Source organism: Streptomyces sp. NPDC053750, from assembly GCF_044544295.1.
In the GTDB taxonomy this organism is placed as follows: Bacteria; Actinomycetota; Actinomycetes; order Streptomycetales; family Streptomycetaceae; genus Streptomyces.
The window spans coordinates 187516-208036 of record NZ_JBITXB010000007.1 but is presented as its reverse complement, the minus strand read 5'-3'; the positions used below and the strand labels follow the sequence as shown (position 1 = coordinate 208036).

The 20521-nt window shown below is 72.7% G+C and carries 15 protein-coding genes; 12 read left to right on the top strand and 3 right to left on the bottom strand.

The annotated features are described in order from the left end of the window. Positions 1 to 120 precede the first annotated feature (120 nt). From ACIGO6_RS21590 to ACIGO6_RS21580, 3 genes are all read left to right on the top strand, one after another. On the top strand, positions 121 to 2046 hold the full coding sequence (locus tag ACIGO6_RS21590; protein ID WP_399878565.1) for a hypothetical protein: 1926 nt from the start codon (positions 121 to 123) through the stop codon (positions 2044 to 2046). Positions 2047 to 2131: 85 nt separating this feature from the next. Continuing rightward, a complete protein-coding gene (locus ACIGO6_RS21585; protein ID WP_399878563.1) occupies positions 2132 to 2608 on the top strand; it encodes a hypothetical protein in 477 nt (158 codons plus the stop codon). After that, entirely contained in the window at positions 2605 to 3762 is a 1158-nt protein-coding gene (locus ACIGO6_RS21580; protein WP_399878561.1) for a glycoside hydrolase family 26 protein, read from the top strand. The genes ACIGO6_RS21585 and ACIGO6_RS21580 overlap by 4 nt, the downstream gene beginning before the upstream one ends. 101 nt (positions 3763 to 3863) lie before the next feature. Here the strand turns inward: ACIGO6_RS21580 and ACIGO6_RS21575 are convergent, their stop codons facing one another. Continuing rightward, complete coding sequence (locus ACIGO6_RS21575) at positions 3864 to 6197, bottom strand: lipopolysaccharide biosynthesis protein (protein WP_399878559.1); 2334 nt, start codon at positions 6195 to 6197, stop codon at positions 3864 to 3866. Beyond that, entirely contained in the window at positions 6190 to 7374 is a 1185-nt protein-coding gene (locus ACIGO6_RS21570; protein WP_399878557.1) for a DegT/DnrJ/EryC1/StrS family aminotransferase, read from the bottom strand. The genes ACIGO6_RS21575 and ACIGO6_RS21570 overlap by 8 nt, the downstream gene beginning before the upstream one ends. Before the next feature lie 485 nt (positions 7375 to 7859). On the opposite strand from ACIGO6_RS21570, the gene fahA reads away from it, so the two are divergent. From fahA to ACIGO6_RS21530, 8 genes are all read left to right on the top strand, one after another. Beyond that, on the top strand, positions 7860 to 9092 hold the full coding sequence (fahA, locus tag ACIGO6_RS21565) for a fumarylacetoacetase (protein ID WP_399878555.1): 1233 nt from the start codon (positions 7860 to 7862) through the stop codon (positions 9090 to 9092). A 351-nt stretch (positions 9093 to 9443) separates the two neighbouring features. After that, positions 9444 to 10382 (top strand): M56 family metallopeptidase, encoded by a 939-nt coding sequence (locus ACIGO6_RS21560; RefSeq protein ID WP_399878553.1) that lies wholly within the window; start codon positions 9444 to 9446, stop codon positions 10380 to 10382. A 282-nt stretch (positions 10383 to 10664) separates the two neighbouring features. Then, positions 10665 to 11453, top strand: a complete 789-nt coding sequence (locus tag ACIGO6_RS21555) for a GntR family transcriptional regulator (protein ID WP_399878551.1) — start codon at positions 10665 to 10667, stop codon at positions 11451 to 11453. 37 nt (positions 11454 to 11490) lie between these two features. Beyond that, positions 11491 to 11718 (top strand): ferredoxin family protein, encoded by a 228-nt coding sequence (locus tag ACIGO6_RS21550; protein ID WP_399878550.1) that lies wholly within the window; start codon positions 11491 to 11493, stop codon positions 11716 to 11718. Positions 11719 to 11731: 13 nt separating this feature from the next. After that, positions 11732 to 13093: an ABC transporter substrate-binding protein gene (locus ACIGO6_RS21545; protein ID WP_399878548.1), complete on the top strand. Its 1362-nt coding sequence runs from the start codon at positions 11732 to 11734 to the stop codon at positions 13091 to 13093. Further along, on the top strand, positions 13090 to 13986 hold the full coding sequence (locus ACIGO6_RS21540) for an ABC transporter permease (RefSeq protein ID WP_399878546.1): 897 nt from the start codon (positions 13090 to 13092) through the stop codon (positions 13984 to 13986). Before ACIGO6_RS21545 ends, ACIGO6_RS21540 begins: the two co-directional genes overlap by 4 nt. Further along, complete coding sequence (locus ACIGO6_RS21535) at positions 13964 to 14791, top strand: ABC transporter ATP-binding protein (RefSeq protein WP_399878544.1); 828 nt, start codon at positions 13964 to 13966, stop codon at positions 14789 to 14791. Before ACIGO6_RS21540 ends, ACIGO6_RS21535 begins: the two co-directional genes overlap by 23 nt. An 11-nt stretch (positions 14792 to 14802) precedes the next feature. Next, on the top strand, positions 14803 to 17535 hold the full coding sequence (locus ACIGO6_RS21530; protein ID WP_399878542.1) for a fumarate reductase/succinate dehydrogenase flavoprotein subunit: 2733 nt from the start codon (positions 14803 to 14805) through the stop codon (positions 17533 to 17535). A gap of 53 nt (positions 17536 to 17588) precedes the next feature. Here ACIGO6_RS21530 and recQ read toward each other — a convergent pair whose 3' ends face one another. After that, a complete protein-coding gene (gene recQ / locus ACIGO6_RS21525; RefSeq protein WP_399878541.1) occupies positions 17589 to 19583 on the bottom strand; it encodes a DNA helicase RecQ in 1995 nt (664 codons plus the stop codon). 223 nt (positions 19584 to 19806) lie between these two features. Between recQ and ACIGO6_RS21520 the strand changes: the two genes are divergently transcribed. Beyond that, on the top strand, positions 19807 to 20406 hold the full coding sequence (locus tag ACIGO6_RS21520; RefSeq protein ID WP_399878540.1) for a Uma2 family endonuclease: 600 nt from the start codon (positions 19807 to 19809) through the stop codon (positions 20404 to 20406). The last annotated feature ends 115 nt before the right edge of the window (positions 20407 to 20521 follow it).

Genomic DNA, 20521 nt, shown 5'->3' with positions numbered 1-20521 from the left:
GATGCGCCGTGATGCGCCGTGATGAGGCGGACAACAGCCGCGTCGGGGCGAGTCTGACGATTTCGGTGTGAAAAGCAGAGTAAATTCCTATACTTGTCCCCGGGGGAGGGGAGCCTCAGCGTGCAGCAACATGTGCCCGTACCGACCGCCGAGAGCAGCATGCCGCCCGCCCCCGATCCCGCCGCCGGCCCGGGGCAGCCGGGACGGCCCACCGGCGGTGAATCCGGTCGGCCCGGTCGGCCCGGTCCCTGGCGGACCGCCCTTCACCGGCCCCGCACCGGTGCCCTGCTGACGCTGCTGCTCGCGGCCGCACTGTGGCTGTACGCCCTGCCCCGCATCGGCTTCCGCGAAATGGGCGACTACGGCCTGCTGGACCGTCTGCCGGCCGCCTACTACCTCTCGCTGCTGGTCCTCACCGCGGGCTTCGTCCTCAGCCTGCGGCGCGCGGCCACCGCACCCTGGTGGCCCGCCGCGCACTGCGCCGCGTTGCTGTTCGCCCTCAAGGCGCCACCGGCGGTGCTCTACGACGCGGTGCGCTATCCCTGGGCCTCCAAGCACGACGCCGTCGTCAACACCGTGCTCCGCAACGGCGAACTGCGGCCGGGGGCGGCACTGTCGGGCAACATGTCGGCGTACGACCAGTGGCCGGGATTCTTCACGCTCAACGGGGGTCTGGTCCGCACCCTCGGCGTGGAGGACGCCGCCGCATACGCCAACTGGGCGCCGATCGTCTTCGGCCTGCTCATGATGCCGGTGCTGGTCCTGATCTACCGCACCTTCAGCCGGGACTGGCGCCTGGTGTGGACCGCCGTCTGGATCTTCCAGCTCGCCAACTGGGTGGGCCAGGACTACTTCGCCCCGCAGGGCCTCGCCTACCTGCTGCATCTGACGGTCATCGCGGTGGTGCTGCGGCACTTCGTGCGCCCCGGCTCCGCGGGACGGCTGCGCGACCGGTCCTTCCTCGACCCGGCGGCGGCCACCGTGCCGCCCCCGACGGGAAGCAGACAGCGCGCGCTCTGCGTGGTGATCCTCGCCCCGCTGATCGCCGCCGTCAACGCGACGCACCAGCTCACCCCGGTGATGCTCTGCATCTGCCTGCTCGCGCTCAACCTCACCCGCCGCTACCGGAACGTGGGGCTGCTGGTCGTCGCCGGCCTGCTGATGCTCACCTGGGACCTGACCATGGGCCGGCCCCTGTTCGTCGAGACGCTCTCCACCCTCAAGGAGTCCCTCGGCGAACTGACCCAGAACTCCCGCGCCGGCTACGCGGGCCAACTCACCGGGCCCGGCCCCGAACTCGCCGGTACCGCCAACGTACTGATGGTGCTGGCGGTCGCCGCCCTCGCCGGGGCCGCCGTCGTGCTGCGGCGCCGGCTGACCCGCAGCGCGTTGCCGCTGCTGCTGGTCTCCGTCGCCCCGGTGCCGCTGTTCGTCGTCAACGACTACGGCGGTGAGATGCTCTTCCGCGTCTATCTGTTCGGCCTGCCCGGCGGGGCCTTCTTCGCCGCCGCCGCGCTCGTACCGGCCTTCGCGGGCACGCCCCGCGGCCGGGCGAAGGTGCTGCGCACCAGGGCCGCGGCCGTCGCCCTGCCGGCCGTACTGCTGGTGCTGCTGGCCGGCTTCCTGCCGTCGTACTACGGCAAGGAGAAGATGTACTACACGCCGCCCGCGGAGACCGCGCTGGTCACCCGGACCCTGGACAACGCCCCCGAGGGCTCGCTGATCCTCGCCACCACCGGCTCGTTCCCGCAGGCACTGCACCGCTACGACAGCATCGAGCACTGGTACTTCGCCGAGCAGGAACTGCCCGAGAACGAAAAGATGCTGAAGGACCCGGCCCGTTACCTCGCCGACGGCATCCCGCCGGGGACCAGGGCCTACGTGATCCTCACCCGCACGCAGGACATCTACACCGCCGGAGAGGGCCTGCTGCCGGCCGGCGGCTTCGAGACACTGCGGACCAGGCTGTCCGCCTCGCCGCTCTTCCGAACCGTCGAGAGCCACCCCTACGGCGTCGTTCTGGAGTACCGCCCCGCCACCCGATGACGACCACCAGGTGACCGAAGAGCCGAAGAGACGCAGAGACGCAGAGACGCAGAGACGCAGAGACGAAGGGCAGTCAGGTCAGTCCATGAACACCACAGACTCCCAGGACACCAGCCACGGAGTGGAGCGCACCGACCACGGCGAAGAGCCCCGGGGCGTCAGGGTCACCCCGACCCACCTCAGACTCCTCGTCGCGGCCTCCGGCTGGCTCGCGCTGGCCGCCACCACCCTCCCCGGCCCCTCACCGCTGCGCTGGATACCGGTGCTGCTCTTCACCCTGTTCGGTCCGGGCTGCGCGGCGCTGTATCCACAGCCGGGCGGGCTGGCCGCCGGTGCACGGCTGGAGGCCATCGCGCTCGCCGCGCCCGTCAGCCTCTCGCTCGGTGTGCTCGCCGCCACCTCGCTGTTCCTGGTGGAGGCCTTCTCGATGATCGCCTTCCTCGTCTCGCTCGCGGTCTTCACCACGGTCACCGCGGCCCTGCCGGGGCTGCCCCTGCCCGCCGCCCGGCGGGGTGCGGCCGAACGTGCCAAACGCCGGCCCGCGGCCGGTGGTGGCACATGACGGGCCGGCACCGGGTGAGCGGGCCGTCCGAATCCCGCGCGCTGACGGACATGGGCGCGGCGAAACGCGCCTACACGGCCGTCGTACTGGTGGCGGTGGCCGCCCTGATCGCCGGGCTCGGCGTCTGGGCCGGCCGCTCCGAGGAACCGGAGGCCTCCGGGGACGCCCTGCCCGACAACGCCGCCTCCGGCAAGATGCCCACCGGTCCCTGCGCGCCCAGCGACACACTGGTCCCGGGCTGCGGCGCCTGGTGGGGCGCCTACGTGCCGTACGCCGCGAACGGGTCCCTCAAGGACGCCGTGCTCGGCTTCGAGAAGCGGATCGGTCGCAAGCTGGACCTCGTCTACAACTACCACGACATGTCGGGCACCGAGCTCGACGGACAGCTGCTCACCGCTGACGAACAGGAGCTCGGCAGGGACCGGCTGCTCATGCTGGCCTGGGAGTCCACCATCTGGACCGAGCCGCACCACGAGAACTGGACCGAGACCCAGCTCGGCTGGAAGAACATCGCCTCGGGGAAGTACGACGAGGAGATCCTCGATCCGCAGATCCGGCGCATCAAGGCCTACGGCAAGCGGGTCTTCATCTCCTTCGACCAGGAGACCGACGCCCGCATCAAGGAGGGCGCCGGCACCCCGGAGGAGTTCGTCGCGGCGTACCGCCATCTCCACGACCGGTTCCGTGAACTGGGGGCCGACAACGTCGTGTGGGTGTGGACCGTCTCGGGCTATCTCGGCAGCGCGGACGAGATGAAGGCGCTCTATCCCGGGGACGAGTACGTCGACTGGCTCGCCATGGACCAGTACAACTACTACCAGTGCCACAACACCACCGACTGGAAGGACTTCCTGCGCAGCCAGCAGCCCAGCTACGAATGGCTGCGCGAGAACATCAGCGACGACAAGCCGGTGATGCTGGCGGAGTTCGCCACCGCGCCCGACGCCGAGAACCCGACGCGCCAGCGCGACTGGTACACCCGGATTCCCGCCGACGTGAAGAAACTCCCGGAGGTGAGGGCACTGGTGCACTGGAACCGGCCGCCCTCCGAGAAGCCCGTGTGCGACCTGACCGTCAACGACGGTCCGGGGCTCGAGGGTTACCGGGAGGCGGGGAAGAACGAGTACTTCCGGCAGCCGGTGCCACCCCGCTGACCGCATCCCGGTCCCAGGGCCGGGCGCGGTCGTCGCGGACGGAGCTTCGGGGCCCCCATGGGCGCCTTGTCCGCGGTGCCCGGAGGGCTCCGAGGCCCCGGTCAGGGGCCGGGTCGGCGGCTCGGCTTGTCGGGGCGCGGGAGGTGTCGCGCCGAGGCGGCGCGGGTCAGCAGCAGGAGCAGGACGAGGACGGCGAGCAGCGGCAGCGCTGCCGGGGCGAGTGCCTGCCGCCACACCCAGCCGCCCACCGCGACGAGGTACAGGACCCCCCAGCACCCCTGCCACGTCAGCCGACCGACGGCGCGCGCGAGCAACAGCCACAGGGGGACGAGGCAGAGGAGAAGGGCGACCTGCGGCACCCACCGCAGCAGCGGCTCGGGCCCGCCCAGCCCCAACGCCCCCGTGAGAGCATCGGCCGTCCGCACGTACAACGTCCCGGCGAGAGCCCGGGGTTCCCACCCCAGGGACACGGGCGTGACGTGCAGTGCGAGCAGTGCGGAACCCAGAGCCGCCCCGGGCAGCCACACGTCACGCGCCGCGCACAGCGTCACCGACGCCACGAACACCACGAGCAGCAGACCTCCCGCGACCAGCGCCGGGAACGGCAGCCCCTCCAGCAGCCGGCGTCCGGTCAGTTCCGCCGTGGAATCCCCGGCCGCGCCGTTCGCGTCGTCGAGCCACGGCAGTCCCCGCAGCGCCGCCCAGAAGACCACGGTGGCAGCGGCGAGCGCGTACCACAGGCCGCCCCTCAGCCACCGCTCGCGCGCGGCGCCGGGCTCGTCCTCCCCGGTCGACGCGCGCCCGTCGGACATCGCGGCCCGTGCGCCGACGTCGGCATCGGCATCGGCATCGGCATCGGCATCGCGCTGGTGCGGTCGTACGACCAGCGCCAGCGTGTCCGCCTGCAGCGCCTCGCGCTCGTATCCGGGACGGCCGATGAAGAGGCTGGCCGTGTCCTCGTCGGTGCCCTTGTTCTCGTAGGCCGCCCAGCGCGCCCAATTGGTGCCGTAGCCGGCCGTCGCGTTCAGTCGCGCCCATCGGGTGCCGTAGTCCGGCCCGGTGGCGGTCGGGCCCCTCCCCCGGCGCGGCCTCCTGCCCGCGCGCGGCGCCTTGCGGCCGGCCTCGTCGGCGCCGCGCAGGGTGGCGCGCAGTCCGGGCGCGCAGCCGAGGGCGACCACCGTCATGCTCAGCAGCACCGCCCAGCCGGCGCCCGCGATCCCGGCCGGCGTGAACAGCATCGTCGCGCTGCCCAGGACGAGGACGCACATCGTGCCCTGCACGGCGGCGAGCACGCCGGTGCGCCCCTGGACGCGCAGCACGCCGATGTACAGCTCGACGACGATGCGCGGCAGCGCCCCGATGGCCAGCAGCCGCAGCACCGTGGAGCCGTGCTCGGAGTAGTCCGCGTTGAAGGGCGCGAGGATCTGCGGGGCGAAGGCCACCAGGAAGAGCACCACCGGCACCAGCAGCAGCGTCATGCGGCGCAGTGCTCCGCGGACGCCGTCGGCGAGGCGGCGGGGGTCGTGCGAGGCGTGCGCGGTGAGGGAGGAGGCCATGTTGATGGCCATGAACTCCATCGTGCCGCCGACGGTGTAAGCGACGTAGAAGTAGCCGTTCTCCGCGGCGCTGAAGTTGACCGCGACCATCACCGGCAGCAGGTTGATCATCGCCAGGCTGAACAGCGCGCCCAGCGAGTCCCCGGCCAGGAAACGGCCCATCTCGCGGGCCTTGGGCGGCTCCACGTCGTGGTCGGCGGCGGCCTGGCGCGGGATGAGCCTGCGGAAGATCAGCCAGCCGAGCGGCAGCGTCGAGAAGGCGATGGCCACGGCCCACGACACGAAGATGCCGAGCACCGGAAGCGTGGTGGCGAAGACGGCCAGGAGGATCAGCTTGCCGATCGAGAACACCGCGTTCCCGGCCGGCACCCACTCGGCCCGGCGCAGCCCGGTCAGCACCCCGTCCTGGAGGGTGAGCAGCGCCCAGGCCACGCAGGCCGCGACGAACAGCGCGCCCGCCTCGGCGGTGCCGAGCGGGGCGTACGAGGCGCCCCACAGGTCGAGGGTGAGCAGGAAGACGACGGCGGCCAGGGCGACGACCACCGAACTCGCCGCGTACGCACGCCACACCAGCGGCCCGGTGGCGCGGCCGGCGCGCGGCACGAAACGGACCACGGCGCCGATCATCGTGGTCGCCGTGATGCTGGCGAGCAGCCGCATGGCGGCGATGGCGGCGGAGCCCTGCCCGACGGCCTCCTCCGAGTAGTACCGGGCGGCCACGAGCCAGAAGCCGAGGCCGAGCACGGCGGAGACGCCGGTGCTGAGCATGAGGAAGTACGCGTTCTTGAAGAGCGAGTCGCCGCCGTGCCCTCCCTCGGACAGCTTCGAGCCGCCGCCCGCGGAGGCCTCGGCGGTCTCGTGCACCTGGGTCTCAGCCACCGGACGGAACCAGTCCCTCCGGCAGCTCGGCAGGCCGCGCCCCGGACTCCTCCAGCGCCGCGATCGCCGCACGGGCCCGCAGCGGGTCCACGGGCAGCGCGTGCCGTGCGAACCAGCGCGCCCCCTCGGGGGAGGGCGACAGGTCGGTGAAGGCGGCGCCCGCGTAGTCGTCCAGGGGCGGGTCGTAGAGGTAGCCGACGACGATGCCGCGCCGGGCCAGCGCCCGGACCGCCGCCTCCCGGTCCGCCACGAGCAACGGCACCCGGAACAGCGGCTGTGCCGTGCCCGTCGGCGGGCTCTGCGGGCCCGGCCATCCGGCCGGCTTGGCCCAGCGCGTCGACAGCAGCAGCTCCGTCCCCGCCCGGCAGTCGGCGAGTACGCCGTCCAGCCGGTCGAGTCTGCGCCCGATGCGCCCGAGCCGGAACCGGCCGGCCCCCAGGCGGTAGTCGTGCATGTCCACGCGGACCCAGGGGTCGTGGGCGCCGAGATCGGGGGCGGCGGCGACCGCGCAGGCCAGTTCGTCCGGACGCAGCGGCATCCGGATCTCCTCCCGCTCCATCAGCCCCAGCAGCCGCATCGTGGCCCAGGCGGCCCGCCGCAGCCGCAGCCCGCGCACCGCCGCCTCCGCGTACGGCCGTACGGCGTAGGCGAGCTCCGCCGTCGTGCGGCGCGGCAGCAGCAGGGCGTCGCAGGTCTTCTCCAGCGCCTCCCGCAGCCCCGGGTCGGCGACCGAGAGGATCCCTCCGGCCTTGGCGCCGACGTGCTTGGACAGGCTGAAGACGGACGCGTCACCCCAGGCGCCGACCGGTCGCCCGCCCACCTCGCTGCCGATGGCGTGCGCCGCGTCCTCGAACAGCGGGATGCCCAAGGCGTCGCAGCGGGCCCGTAGTCGTGGAGCCGGGTCCGGGTTTCCGTACAGGTTGGTCGTCAGCACGGCCGACAGCGAGCCCCAGACCTCCGTGGGTACGGCATCGATGTCGATGGACGCGTCCGACGGCTTCAGCGGCGCCTGCACCGGCCGCAGTCCGGCCGCGAGCACGACGAAGAAGATGACGTCGTCGTTGACCGGCGACATCAGCACCCGGCCGCCCGGCGGGCACCAGTGACGCAGGGCCGCATAGAGCCCGAAGCGGCACGACGGTACGTACACGCATTCCCGGCCGAGTCGGCCGCGCATGGTTTCTTCCAGCCGTCTTCTCGGCTGCGAACCATCCCGCACCGATCCCGGACCGGCCTCCCCAATGGCCATCCGTCCCCCTGGTGTGCATTGAACGCCCCCTCCCCGAGGCCTTCCGGCACCCGCCCAGAGTCGCCCCGTTCGCACCGCTCCGTCAAGATTGCGTTCCGGCCTGTGGACAACTTCCCGCACACGATCGGACGCGGAGCGCCACGACCCCGTCCGTTCACGCGGGCGTACGCGGGCGCCGACGCAGCCGCCCCACCGGCCACTCTCCGCGCCCCACGTACCGGCGCCCAGCGCACTCCCCGCACGTCAGCCCGCCTGCACGCGCCCTCCCCCGCCACGCGCATCCCCCTCCCGAGGCTCTGCCCAAGACCGGTATGTCACCCGTAACGTGTGGCCCGACCACGGACCACGTGGCGCACACCGATCACGTGGCGCACACGGCGCACATGGCGAGCACGAAAGCGAGGCAGCACCCGATGCCCCCCTTCGATGTCCCCGAGGGCGATCCCTTCGGCCCGCACAACCTTCCGTACGGCGTGTTCTCGGTCCCCGGCACGCAGGAGCGGACGGTGGGCGTCCGGCTCGGCGACCACGTCCTCGACGCCGGCGCGGCGGCCCACGCGCTCGGATCGCCGTACGCCTCCCTGCTCGCGCGGCCCACCCTCAACCCGCTGCTGGCGGCCGGCCGCACCGCCTGGTCGGACGTACGGCGCGCGCTGACGGCCTGGGTGACGGTCCCCTCCCACCGGGAGACCCTGGCCCCGCTGCTCCACCCGCTGTCGTCGGTGACCCTGCACCTGCCCTTCGAAGTGGCGGACTACGTCGACTTCTACGCCTCCGAGAACCACGCCCGGAACGTCGGCCGGATCTTCCGCCCCGACGCCGCCGACTCCCTCACCCCGAACTGGAAGCACCTCCCGATCGGCTACCACGGCCGCTCCGGCACGGTCGTCGTGTCGGGCACGGACGTCGTACGGCCGTCCGGGCAACGCAAGGCCCCGGCCGACGCCGCGCCCGTCTTCGGCCCGTCCGTCCGCCTCGACATCGAGGCGGAGGTCGGCTTCGTGGTGGGCGTGCCGTCCGAGCAGGGGAGCCCGGTGGCGCTCGGCGACTTCCGCGAGCACGTCTTCGGGCTGTGCCTGCTCAACGACTGGTCCGCGCGGGACGTCCAGGCCTGGGAGTACGTCCCGCTCGGCCCGTTCCTCGGCAAGTCCTTCGCCACCTCGGTGTCGGCCTGGATCACACCGCTGGACGCCCTGGAGGACGCGCGGGTCGCGCCGCCGGAGCGGACGCACGAACTGCTGCCCTACCTGGACGACACGCACGGGGAGGGGGACGGCCCCGGCGGCTACGACCTGCGGATCTCCGTCGCCGTCAACGGTCACGTCGTCTCCGAGCCGCCGTTCTCCACCATGTACTGGACGGCCGCCCAGCAGTTGGCCCACATGACCGTCAACGGCGCCTCGCTGCGCACCGGCGACCTCTATGGTTCGGGCACGGTGAGCGGACCGGCCGAGCGGGAGCGCGGGTCCCTGCTGGAACTGACGTGGAACGGACGCGACCCGCTGGAACTCCCCGACGGCAAGCGGACGTTCCTGGAGGACGGGGACGTGGTGACCCTGTCGGCCTGGGCCCCGGGTCCGGGCGGCACCCGGGTGGGGCTGGGCGAGGTGACCGGGCGGGTGGTCGGCCGGCCGACGGAGCGGTAGCCTCCGCGCGCGTCTGGGTGCCGCGTCCGGGTATCGGTTTGCCCGGTGCCGGGTCTCGGTTGCCCGGTGCCGGGTCCCGGATGCCCGGTGCCGGGTCCCGGATGCCTGGTGCCGGGGTCCCGGATGCCCGCATACCGGACCTGTTGCCCGTCGGGGCCTGACTCGCACCGCCCGTCGCCGTCATACTGGCGTCGGGCGGTGTGCGCGACACGCTCGCCGTCCACAGCAGACCTCGGAGCCGCAACCGAGGCGAGCACCACCCCGGTACCGCCCGGGGTGCCACCCAGCGCCTCCCCAGCACCGCCAGCACAGCCAGAGCCGCCCTTCCGACCAGGATCCGGAGCCCGTGGCATGACCGTCTGCCTGCTCCTGCTGTTCGTCGTCGCCGTGACCGCCGCGGTACCGGCACCGCGCGCGCTGACCCGGTCCGCGTGGCCCGAACGGGACCCCGTGGTCGCGCTGTGGGTGTGGCAGTGCCTGGTCGCCACCGTCCTGTTGTGCTGTCTGACGGCGCTCGTCCTCGGCGCCGCGGCCGTCTTCGGCACGGTGCGCGCTCAGCTCTTCGCACCGGCGCCGCCGGCGGTGACCGCGGCCTACAACCTCTCCGCCGGCCCGCCCTGGGCGGCCGCGGTCACCCTGCTGCTGGCCGCCGGTGCCGCCTGGACGACCGCCATGCTCGCCCGCGAGCTCGTCGAGGCCCGCCGACGCCGCAACCGGTCCCGCGCCCACCTGCGCGAACGCGCCCCCGACCTGCCCGCCGGGCTCCACGCCACCCGCGGTCCCCTGCTGGTTCTGGAGGACGAGTACCCGGACGCCTGGTGGATGCCCGGCAACCCGCCCCAGCTGGTCGTCACCACCGGCGCCCTGCACCGCCTCACCGACCACCAGCTCGACGCCGTCCTCACCCACGAACGCGGCCACGCCCGGGCCCGCCACGACTGGCTGCTGCATCTGTCCACCGCCCTGGCCACCGGCTTCCCGCGGGTCCCGCTCTTCGCCCACTTCTGCGACCAGACCCACCGGCTGGTCGAACTCTCCGCCGACGACACCGCCTCCCGCCGCTGCGGCCACCTGACCACCGCGCTGGCCCTGATCGAGCTCAACCAGCACCGCGGCGTCCTGTCCTGCTCCTCCAGCCACCGCCTCCTCGGCGAACGCGTCGACCGCCTCCTGGAACCCCCGCCCCGCCTGACCCCACGCCACCGCGCCCTGACCACGGCAACAGCCGCGCTGGTCCCCTTCCTCCCTCTGTTGATCACCTTCGCCCCGGGTCTGACAGCCCTGACGTAGCCGCGGGCAACGTGCCACCCCAGCGGCCGGCAGTCGTGCCGCCCCAGCTGCGGGCAGTCGTGCCGCTGGGGCGGCGCGGGTGGGCGCAGCGGCACCCCGCCGGCGCCGGGCAACGCGACCCACCCCCGGCCCACCCCCACGCAGGCCACCCCGTGAACACCGGTGGCAGAACTCCTCCACCCCACCACAAACCCCCAGCTCACCCGCCCACCCGGCGGAGCCCCCGGTGGCGCAACATTCCGGCAACACCACCAACCCGACCGGATAGGTATGGTTCCAGCCATGCCCGCCACCGACCGCATCCGAGACCACGCCGGCCAGGGCGCGGCCACCGTCGCCGCCCACCGCACGCGGCGCCGGCTGCGCGCCGACCGGGCCCGTCAACTCGCCGACCTGCTCCGCCGTCAACTCCTCACCGACGCCTTCCCGGCCGGCGTACTCCCCCACGAGGACGCCCTCGCCACCGAGTACGACGCCTCCCGCAACACCGTCCGCCAGGCCCTCGACCTCCTGCGTGCCGAAGGCCTCGTGGCCCGCCAGCCCGGCGTCGGCACCGTGATCGTGGCCCGCAAGTACGCCCACGGACTGGACCGCCTGATGGGCCTCGCGGAAACCCTCCACGAACACGGCCGGGTCACCAACGAGGTCCGTACGACCGTCCCCGTCCCGGCCCCCGCTCCGGTCGCCGAACGCCTCCACGTCCCGCCCGGCGCCGACGTCCTCTACATCGAACGCCTGCGCCGCCTGGGCGGCGTCCCCCTCTCCCTGGACCTCACCTACCTCCCTCTCGACATCGGCACCGAACTCCTCGGCGCCGACCTCGAGAACACCGACGTCTTCCGCCTCCTGGAGTCCGTCACCGGCCGGCCCCTCGGCCACGCCGAGATCACGCTGGAGGCCGTCGCCGCGGACGCGCACTCCGCCGCCGTACTGGAGGCCCCGCGCGGCGCGGCGGTCCTCATGCTCGAACGGCTCACCCACCTCGCGGACGGCCGGCCCGTGGATCTGGAGTTCATCCGCTTCCGCGGCGACCGCATCACGATGAGCGGCCTCCTGCACCGTTCCCTGTAATCACCCGCCCTCTCGCGCACCCTCCCTGGAGACAGCCATGCCCTTGGCGCCCCAGCAGGCCGACGTGCCCGTGACCATCGACGAGTCGAAGTGCATCGAAGGCTGCACGCTCTGCGTGGACATGTGCCCGCTGGACTCCCTCGCCATCGACGAGCGCAACGGCAAGGCGTACATGCACGTCGACGAGTGCTGGTACTGCGGCCCGTGCGCCGCCCGCTGCCCCACCGGGGCGGTCACGGTCAACATGCCCTACCTGCTCCGGTGAGAGACCCGCTCCCATGAAACCCCGACGCACCGCTCTCCTCGCCACCTCGGCCGTCGCCGCCCTCCTCCTTCCCCTCACCGCCTGCGGCGGCGACGCGGCGGCCGGGGGCGGCGGCAACACGGTCACCGTCACCGTCGGCTACCAGTCCAGGACGATCAACACGGTCACGGCCGGCACCCTCCTCCGCTCCCTCGGCTCCTTCGAGAAACAGCTCAACGCCCTCGGCGACGGCGTCACCTACAAGGTCAACTGGCAGGACTACGCGACCGGCGCCCCCATCACCGCCCAGATGACCGCGGGGAAGATCGACATCGGCTCGATGGGCGACTTCCCCCTGCTCATCAACGCGGCCCGCGGCAAGCAGCTCGGCAAGCCGACCCGCCTGGTCTCGATCACCGGCTACAACCTCCGCGGCGGTCTCAACACGATCGTCACCGCCCCCGGCTCCTCACTCACCTCCCTGAAGGACCTGAAGGGCAAGAAGGTCTCGACGAGCGTCGGCTCGGCCGCCGACGGCACACTCGTCCGCGCCCTTCAACGCGCCGGCCTCGACCCCGGCAAGGACATCGAGAAGCTCAACCAGCAGCCGGCGGTGGGCGCTTCGGCCCTCTCCTCGGGCAGCGCCGACGCCCTGTCGCAGTTCGTCGCCTGGCCCGGGCTGCTCGCGCACCAGGGCAAGGCGAAGGCGCTGTACGACGGCGCGCAGCTGAACCTGCCCGCCTTCCACGGAGTCACCGCCCGCGAGGACTTCGCGAAGAAGCGTCCGGCCGTACTGGAGGCCTTCCTGAAGGCGCAGGCCGAGGCGACCGACTACCTCGACGACCACCCGGTGGCCGCCGCCGAGAAGGTCGCCAAGGCCACCGGCCTCCCCGCCGAGGCCGTCTACCTCTACAACGGCGCCCAGGGCATCGCCACCTTCGACCCGGCGATCAAACCGCAGCTCGTCGCCGCCCTGAAGAAGGACGTGTCGATCCTCAAGGACGCCGAACTCACCGGTGACGTGGACGTGGACGCCTTCGTCGACGACCAGTACGTGAAGAGAGCGCTCGGCCCGGCGGAGTACGCCGAACGACTCGCCGCCACACCCCCGAAACCGGCCGGCGAGGTCTGGTCCAGGGGCGCGCAGAAGACCATCGCCTTCGCCTCCCCCACGGCGCTGCTGCGGCACGTGGCCGAGCATCGCGCCGACGTCCGGGCGGCCTACGTCCCCGACACCACCACCGGCACCCTCTGGTTCGCCGACCAGGCCGTCTGGGTCGCCGACGGCGAGCAGTTGCTGCCCTTCGTGGCACCGGAGACCGCCGAGGCGTACGTCGCCGGGCACGACGGAGCGCGCGTCGTCACATACGCCGAGGCACTGGAGCGGGCGTCGTGACCCGGTATGCGCTGCGCGTCGCCTCGCTCGCCGTCGCCCTCGGTCTCTGGCAGCTGCTGACCAGCCGGGACATCGACCTCTGGCTGCGCTTCTCGCAGTTCCCCACCGTCACCGACGTGGCCCACGCCTTCGCCGACCGGCTGGCCGGCCCCGACTACTGGACCGACCTCACCGACAGCCTCACCCGCATCCTCACCGGGTTCCTGCTCGCCGCCGTCCTGGGCGTGGCCACCGGCGTGCTCGTCGCCCGCTCGCGCCTCGCCGAGGACCTGCTCGGCCCGGTGCTGGAGGTGGTCCGTCCCATCCCGGCGATCGCTCTGGTCCCCGTGGCGATCCTCCTCTTCCCCTCCAACGAACAGGGCATCGTCTTCATCACCTGCACCGCTGCCTTCTTCCCCGTCCTGGTCTCCACCCGGCACTCCGTGCGCGCGCTGACCCCCGTGTGGGAGGAGGCGGTACGCACCCTGGGTGGCGGCCGACGGCGGGTGCTCGCCTCGGTGGTCCTGCCGGGCGCCCTGCCCGGCGTCTTCGGCGGCCTGTCGGTCGGCATCGGAGTCTCGTGGATCTGCGTCATCTCCGCCGAGATGATCTCCGGCCAGTACGGCGTCGGCTACCGCACCTGGCAGGACTACACGGTCGTCGACTACCCGGGCGTCTTCGTCGGCATGGTCACCATCGGCGTACTGGGCTGGCTCACCTCCACCGCCGTGGAACTGCTGGGCCGCCGCCTGACCCGCTGGCTGCCGCGCACGTCGTACGACCCCGCCACCCGCCCGAAACCCGCCCGGCCGGGCGCGACCACCACCCCACCCGCCGACAACGCCGTACACAGCGCCGTACGCAAGGGCTCCCGACCCGAGGAGGCACGCGATGAGCACCTCGTCCGAGACTGAAACCGGTACCGGGGCCCGTACCAGGCCTGGGCGTGAGGCCCGCCCGTCGTCGGTCGGCACGCGGACGTCCCCGCGCGGCACCAGGCTCGCCCTGCGCGACGCCACCCTCGGACGCCTGGACGTCCCGGCACTGACCGGCGTGGACATCGAGGTGTCCCCCGGCGAGATCCTCGCCGTGGTCGGCCCGTCCGGCTGCGGCAAGTCGACGCTGCTGCGCACCCTGGCCGGGCTGCTGCCCCCGCTCACCGGGACCGCCGAACAGGACGGGCACCGGATCGACGGCCCGGCTGCGGCCCGTGCCCTGGTCTTCCAGGAGGACGCCCTCCTGCCCTGGCGCACCCTGCGCGCCAACGTCGAACTCCCCCTGGCCATCCAGGGCATGCCCCGCACCCAACGCCGCACGCAGGCGACGTCCTGGCTGGAACGGGTCGGACTCGCCGCACAGGCCGGGCACTTGCCGCACCGCGTCTCCGGCGGCCAGCGCCAGCGCGCACAGCTGGCCCGCGCCCTGGCCGGACGCCCCCGGGCCGTCCTGATGGACGAACCCTTCGGCGCCCTCGACGCCCAGACCCGGGCCGGCATGCAGGACCTGCTGGTGGAGGTCCTGCACGGCACGGGCGCGACCGTCGTCTTCGTCACCCACGACGTGGACGAGGCCCTGTTCCTCGGCGACCGCGTCGCGCTGCTCGGCTCCGGCCGTCTCACGGCCGTACGCGACGTGCCCCACCCCCGGGACCGCTCGGCGCACGACGACCCGGCGCGCGTGGCGCTGCGACGCGACGTCCTGACATCCCTCGGCTCCTGAAAGGCCCTCTGGTGGAGATCCCCGCCCTCACCGACGCCGAAGAACTCTCCTGCGACGTCCTCGTCATCGGCGGCGGCACCGCCGGCACCATGGCCGCGCTGACCGCCGCGGAGCACGGCGCGAACGTCCTCCTGTTGGAGAAGGCCCACGTCCGCCACTCCGGCGCCCTCGCCATGGGCATGGACGGCGTCAACAACGCCGTCATCCCCGGCCGCGCCGAACCCGACGACTACGTAGCCGAGATCACCCGCGCCAACGACGGCATCGTCGACCAGTCCACCGTCCGCCAGACCGCCACTCGCGGTTTCGCCATGGTGCAGCGGCTGGAGTCGTACGGGGTCAAGTTCGAGAAGGACGAGCACGGCGAGTACGCGGTCCGCCAGGTGCACCGCTCCGGTTCCTACGTGCTGCCGATGCCGGAGGGCAAGGACGTCAAGAAGGTCCTGTACCGGCAACTGCGGCGGCGCGAGATGCGGGAGCGGATCCGCATCGAGAACCGCGTGATGCCGGTGCGGGTCCTGACCGCGGAGGGCCGGGCCGTCGGCGCGGCGGGCTTCAACACCCGCACGGGACAGTTCGTGACCGTGCGGGCGGGCGCCGTGATCCTGGCGACCGGCGCCGCCGGCCGGCTCGGCCTGCCCGCCTCCGGCTACCTCTACGGCACCTACGAGAACCCCACCAACGCGGGTGACGGCTACGCCATGGCCTACCACGCGGGCGCCGAACTGACCGGCATCGAGTGCTTCCAGATCAACCCGCTGATCAAGGACTACAACGGCCCGGCCTGCGCCTACGTCGCCAACCCCTTCGGCGGCTACCAGGTCAACCGGCACGGCGAGCGCTTCGTCGACTCCGACTACTGGTCGGGGCAGATGATGGCCGAGTTCGCGGCGGAGATCGCCGGCGACCGCGGCCCGGTGTACCTGAAGCTCAGCCACCTCCCAGAGGAGTCGGTCTCCGCCCTGGAGTCCATCCTGCACTCCACCGAACGCCCCACCCGCGGCACCTTCCACGCCGGCCGCGGGCACGACTACCGCACCCACGACGTCGAGATGCACATCTCCGAGATCGGCCTGTGCGGCGGCCACTCCGCCTCGGGCGTACGGGTCGACGACCACGCCCGCACCACCGTCCCCCGCCTCTACGCCGCCGGCGACCTGGCCTGCGTGCCGCACAACTACATGATCGGCGCGTTCGTCTTCGGCGACCTGGCGGGCGCGGACGCGTCCCAGTACTCGGCGTACGAAGGCGTGCTCCCCGCCGACCAGTTGCGTGAGGCGCACGAGCTGGCCTACCGCCCGCTGCGCAACCCGGACGGCCCTCCGCAGACCCAGGTCGAGTACAAGCTGCGCCGCTTCGTGAACGACTACGTGGCCCCGCCCAAGTCCGGCGCCCGGCTGTCGCTCGCCCTGGAGTCGTTCGAGCGGATGCGCGCGGACATCGCGGCGATGGGCGCGCGCACACCGCACGAGCTGATGCGTTGCGCCGAGGTCACCTTCATCCGCGACTGCGCGGAGATGGCCGCCCGGGCCTCCCTGGCCCGTACGGAGTCCCGCTGGGGCCTCTATCACGAGCGTGTCGACCTCCCCGAGCGCGACGACGCCTCCTGGTTCCATCACCTCGACCTGCACAAGTCCCCCTCCGGTGCGATGGAGTTCACGGCACGTCCCGTGGCTCCCTATCTGGTTCCGATCGACGAGTTCACGCCGGTCGGCGGGCCCTCCCGGCACCTCGGCGAGGTACACCCGGAGCAGGTCGCGACGGCCGGCGCACGCGATGTCGCGCCGGTCGCCACGGGTCTCCCACCCGCTGGGTCCGCGCCGGCCGACGGCGGCCCCGACGCCGCCGAGCCGACCACCACGGCCTCGCCCCGGCTGCTGGAGCTCCTCACCCTGGCCGAGGGCGAACCCGAACTCTCCGCTCTCCGGCCGTACCTGTCCGACCCCGAGCCCGCCGTCCGGCGTACGGCGGTCACCGTCCTCACCGAGACCGTGCCTCCCGGCACCGGCCCGGCGCTCGCCGCCGCCCTGTCCGACAGCGACGGCGAGGTGCGGGCCGCCGCGGCGGCCTCCCTGCGCGAACTGGTCGAGACGCTGACCCCGGAACCCGCGCTGGGCGAGCCGCTCGTCCAGGCGCTGGCCCAGTCCGACCCCGTCGTCCGCGCCACCGCCCTCGACCTGCTGCGCATCCTGCGGCTGGGCAGCACCGTCGCCTTCGCCACGGCCCTCGCCGACCCGGACACCGCCGTGCGCATCGAGGCCGTGCGCGGGCTGGTCTCCCTGGACGCCGCGGAGTCCCTCTCCCCGGCCTCCGCGGATCCGTCCCGCGAAGTCCGCGTCACCGTGGCCAAGGCGCTGGGGACGCTGAGGGCGGCACCCCTCACCGGCAGTGCCCTCGACCGGCTCACCGAGGACTCCGACGCCCTGGTCCGTGCCGCTGCCTTCGCGGCCCTGGCGGAGACGGGCTGCCCGGCACCGCTGGCGACTCGGGCGGTCACCGCGCTGACCGACCCCGCCTGGCAGGTCCGGGCCGGTGCGGCCACCGCGCTGGCGGCCGCCGACTCCGAGCGCGCGGTCCCCGTCCTCGCCAAGGCCCTCGCCGATCCGAACGCCGACGTCCGCAAGGCAGCCGTCCTGGCTCTGACCCGGCACTCGGACGACACCCCGGACGCCCGGTCGGCACTCGCCACGGCCACTGCCGACACCGACGCCGATGTCAGGGCGTACGCGGCTCGGGCACTGTGACGCCGACGGCGCCCGCGGCCGGCCGGCCTCGCCCGGCCGTTACGTCCAGTCGTCTATATCCAGTCGTCGGGCTCCGGCTCCGGCTCGGGCCAGTCGTCCGTGCCGGGGTCGGAGTCGGTCGGCGGACCCTGGTTCGGCGTCGTCGTGCCGGCCGGTCCACCCTGCTCCGCCAGCACCGCCAGCACGCCCTCCCCATATGTCGCCAGCTTCTTCTCGCCGACGCCGCTGACGCCTCCGAGCTGCCCGATCGAGGTGGGCCAGGCGGTCGCGATCTCCCGGAGCGTCGCGTCGTGGAAGATGACGTACGCCGGAACGCCCTGCTCGCGGGCCTGCTCCGCACGCCAGGCGCGCAGCGCCTCGAAGGCGGGGAGCAGCTCCGCGGGCAGCTCGGCCGCGGCGGCCTTGGACTTGCGGTCCCCTCGCCCACCGCCGGCCGTCCGGGCCGCGGCCGGCTTCTTGGGTTCCTTGCGCAGCGGCACCTCGCGCTCCCGCCGCAGCACCGACCCGCTGGCCTCGGTCAGCACCAGCGTGCCGTACTCCCCCTCTACGGCGAGCAGGCCCTGGGCCAACAACTGCCGGGCGACGCCCCGCCACTCGCCCTCGGTCAGCTCCTCGCCGATGCCGAACACGGAGAGCTGGTCGTGGTCGAACTGGATGACCTTGGCGGTGCGCTTGCCCAGCAGGATGTCGATGATCTGTCCTGCGCCGAACTTCTGCCCGCGCTCCCGCTTCAGACGCACCACGGTCGACAGCACCTTCTGCGCCGCCACGGTGCCGTCCCAGGTCTCGGGCGGGGTGAGGCAGGTGTCGCAGTTGCCGCAGCCGGTCGGCTCCGGCTCCTGTCCGAAGTAGGCGAGGAGCTGACCCCGGCGGCACCGGGCGGTCTCGCACAGGGCGAGCATCGCGTCCAGGTGGGACTGGGCCCGGCGCCGGAAAGCCTCGTCGCCCTCCCCCGACTGGATCAGCTTGCGCTGCTGTATGACGTCGTTGAGGCCGTACGCCATCCAGGCGGTCGACGGCAGCCCGTCCCGCCCGGCACGGCCGGTCTCCTGGTAGTAGCCCTCGACCGACTTCGGCAGGTCAAGGTGGGCGACGAACCGCACGTCCGGCTTGTCGATGCCCATGCCGAAGGCGATGGTCGCCACCACGACCAGGCCCTCCTCCCGCAGGAACCGGGACTGGTGCGCCGCGCGGGTGCCCGCGTCCAGACCCGCGTGGTACGGAACCGCCTCGACACCGTTGCGGGAGAGGAACTCGGCGGTCTTCTCGACCGAGTTGCGCGAAAGGCAGTAGACGATGCCCGCGTCGCCCTGGTGCTCCTCGCGCAGGAATCCCAGGAGCTGCTTCTTGGGGTCGGTCTTCGGGACGATCCGGTACTGGATGTTGGGCCGGTCGAAGCTCGCCACGAAATGCCGGGCCGTCGGCATGTGCAGCCGCTCGGTGATCTCGCGGTGCGTCGCGTGCGTGGCCGTTGCCGTGAGCGCCAGCCGGGGCACGTCCGGCCAGCGCTCCCCGAGCAGGGACAGGGCGAGATAGTCGGGCCGGAAGTCGTGGCCCCACTGCGAGACGCAGTGCGCCTCGTCGATCGCGAAGAGGGAGATCTTCCCCCGGGAGAGCAGGTCGAGGGTGCCCTCCAGCCGCAGCCGCTCGGGCGCCAGGTACAGCAGGTCCAGCTCGCCGGCGAGGAACTCGGCTTCCACCACGCGCCGCTCGTCGAAGTCCTGCGTCGAGTTCATGAACCCGGCCCGCACACCGAGCGCCCGCAGCGCGTCCACCTGGTCCTGCATCAGCGCGATCAGCGGCGAGACCACGACGCCCGTGCCGGGCCGGACCAGGGCCGGAATCTGGTAGCACAGTGACTTTCCGCCACCGGTCGGCATGAGCACGACGGCGTCGCCGCCCGCCACCACATGCTCGACGACCGCCTCCTGCTCGCCGCGGAAGGCCTCGTACCCGAAGACCCGGTGCAGCGTGGCCAGCGCCTCGCTGTCCATGTCCGTCACCGCTACTGCCTCTGCCATCTCGCCGATCACGCCCGTCCCGACCATAGTCCCGTCCCCCGTATGTCCTGCCTCGCCCGTCCTGGTCCGTCCTGCCCCGACCACTGCCTCAACGATAGGGGCCCGCACCGACAGCCCCGGAGTTATCCACAGGCCGGCCGTCAGCGCCGCGTCAAGGACACGACAGTCGTTCACACGTTCGCGGGAGACCCGTCCGTTTCCGGCGGATAGTCTGATTGCACCCGCGAGACTCCGTCCCATGGGAGCACTGATGAGCGTCGCACCGAAGGCGTCCTCGCCCGCCTGGCCCGTCCCTCCGGAGGGCGGCTGGACCGCGGACGACCTGGACCGGCTTCCGAACCTGCCTCCGCACACGGAGCTGATCGACGGGAGCCTCGTCTTCGTGAGTCCGCAGACTCTTTTCCACTCACGCGCTGTGAGCTTCTTCGAATGGCAGCTGCAGGCCCTCGCCCCCGCGGAGTTCGAGGTCATTCGCGAGTTCACCATCGACATCGACCGGCAGAACCGGCCCGAACCGGATGTCATCGTCGTGCGGGGCGACGTGGTCGATGACCCGGAACAGACCCGCTATCCCGCCGACGCCGTCACCCTGGCCATCGAGGTCGTCTCGGCCGAGTCCGTCTCCCGCGACCGCGAGACCAAGCCCCTGAAGTACGCCCGGGCCGGCATCGCCCACTACTGGCGGGTCGAGAACGAGAAGGGGCTCGCAGTCGTCCACGCCTTCGAGCTGGAGCCCACAACCGGCGCTTACAGCAGCGTCGGCATCTTCCGTGAGCGGATGAAGCTGAGCGCGCCCTTCCCGTTGGACCTGGACCTGACGGCCATCAAGGCGCGGCGCGGCGGCGAGTAGCCCGCGCACACGGCGGCGGGGCCGCCCCCCCGGGGGGGGGGGGGGGCCCCCCCCCGGGCCCACCCCCCCCCGCCCCCGCCCCCCCCCCACCCCCCCCCCCCCCCCCCCCCCCCCA

Coding starts and splice junctions, on each gene's coding strand:
- ACIGO6_RS21585 (WP_399878563.1), top strand. CDS start 2,132: ATGAACACCACAGACTCCCAGGACACCAGCCACGGAGTGGAGCGCACC.
- ACIGO6_RS21580 (WP_399878561.1), top strand. CDS start 2,605: ATGACGGGCCGGCACCGGGTGAGCGGGCCGTCCGAATCCCGCGCGCTG.
- ACIGO6_RS21570 (WP_399878557.1), bottom strand. CDS start 7,374: ATGCGCGGCCGACTCGGCCGGGAATGCGTGTACGTACCGTCGTGCCGC.
- fahA (WP_399878555.1), top strand. CDS start 7,860: ATGCCCCCCTTCGATGTCCCCGAGGGCGATCCCTTCGGCCCGCACAAC.
- ACIGO6_RS21560 (WP_399878553.1), top strand. CDS start 9,444: ATGACCGTCTGCCTGCTCCTGCTGTTCGTCGTCGCCGTGACCGCCGCG.
- ACIGO6_RS21555 (WP_399878551.1), top strand. CDS start 10,665: ATGCCCGCCACCGACCGCATCCGAGACCACGCCGGCCAGGGCGCGGCC.
- ACIGO6_RS21550 (WP_399878550.1), top strand. CDS start 11,491: ATGCCCTTGGCGCCCCAGCAGGCCGACGTGCCCGTGACCATCGACGAG.
- ACIGO6_RS21545 (WP_399878548.1), top strand. CDS start 11,732: ATGAAACCCCGACGCACCGCTCTCCTCGCCACCTCGGCCGTCGCCGCC.
- ACIGO6_RS21535 (WP_399878544.1), top strand. CDS start 13,964: ATGAGCACCTCGTCCGAGACTGAAACCGGTACCGGGGCCCGTACCAGG.
- recQ (WP_399878541.1), bottom strand. CDS start 19,583: ATGGTCGGGACGGGCGTGATCGGCGAGATGGCAGAGGCAGTAGCGGTG.
- ACIGO6_RS21520 (WP_399878540.1), top strand. CDS start 19,807: ATGAGCGTCGCACCGAAGGCGTCCTCGCCCGCCTGGCCCGTCCCTCCG.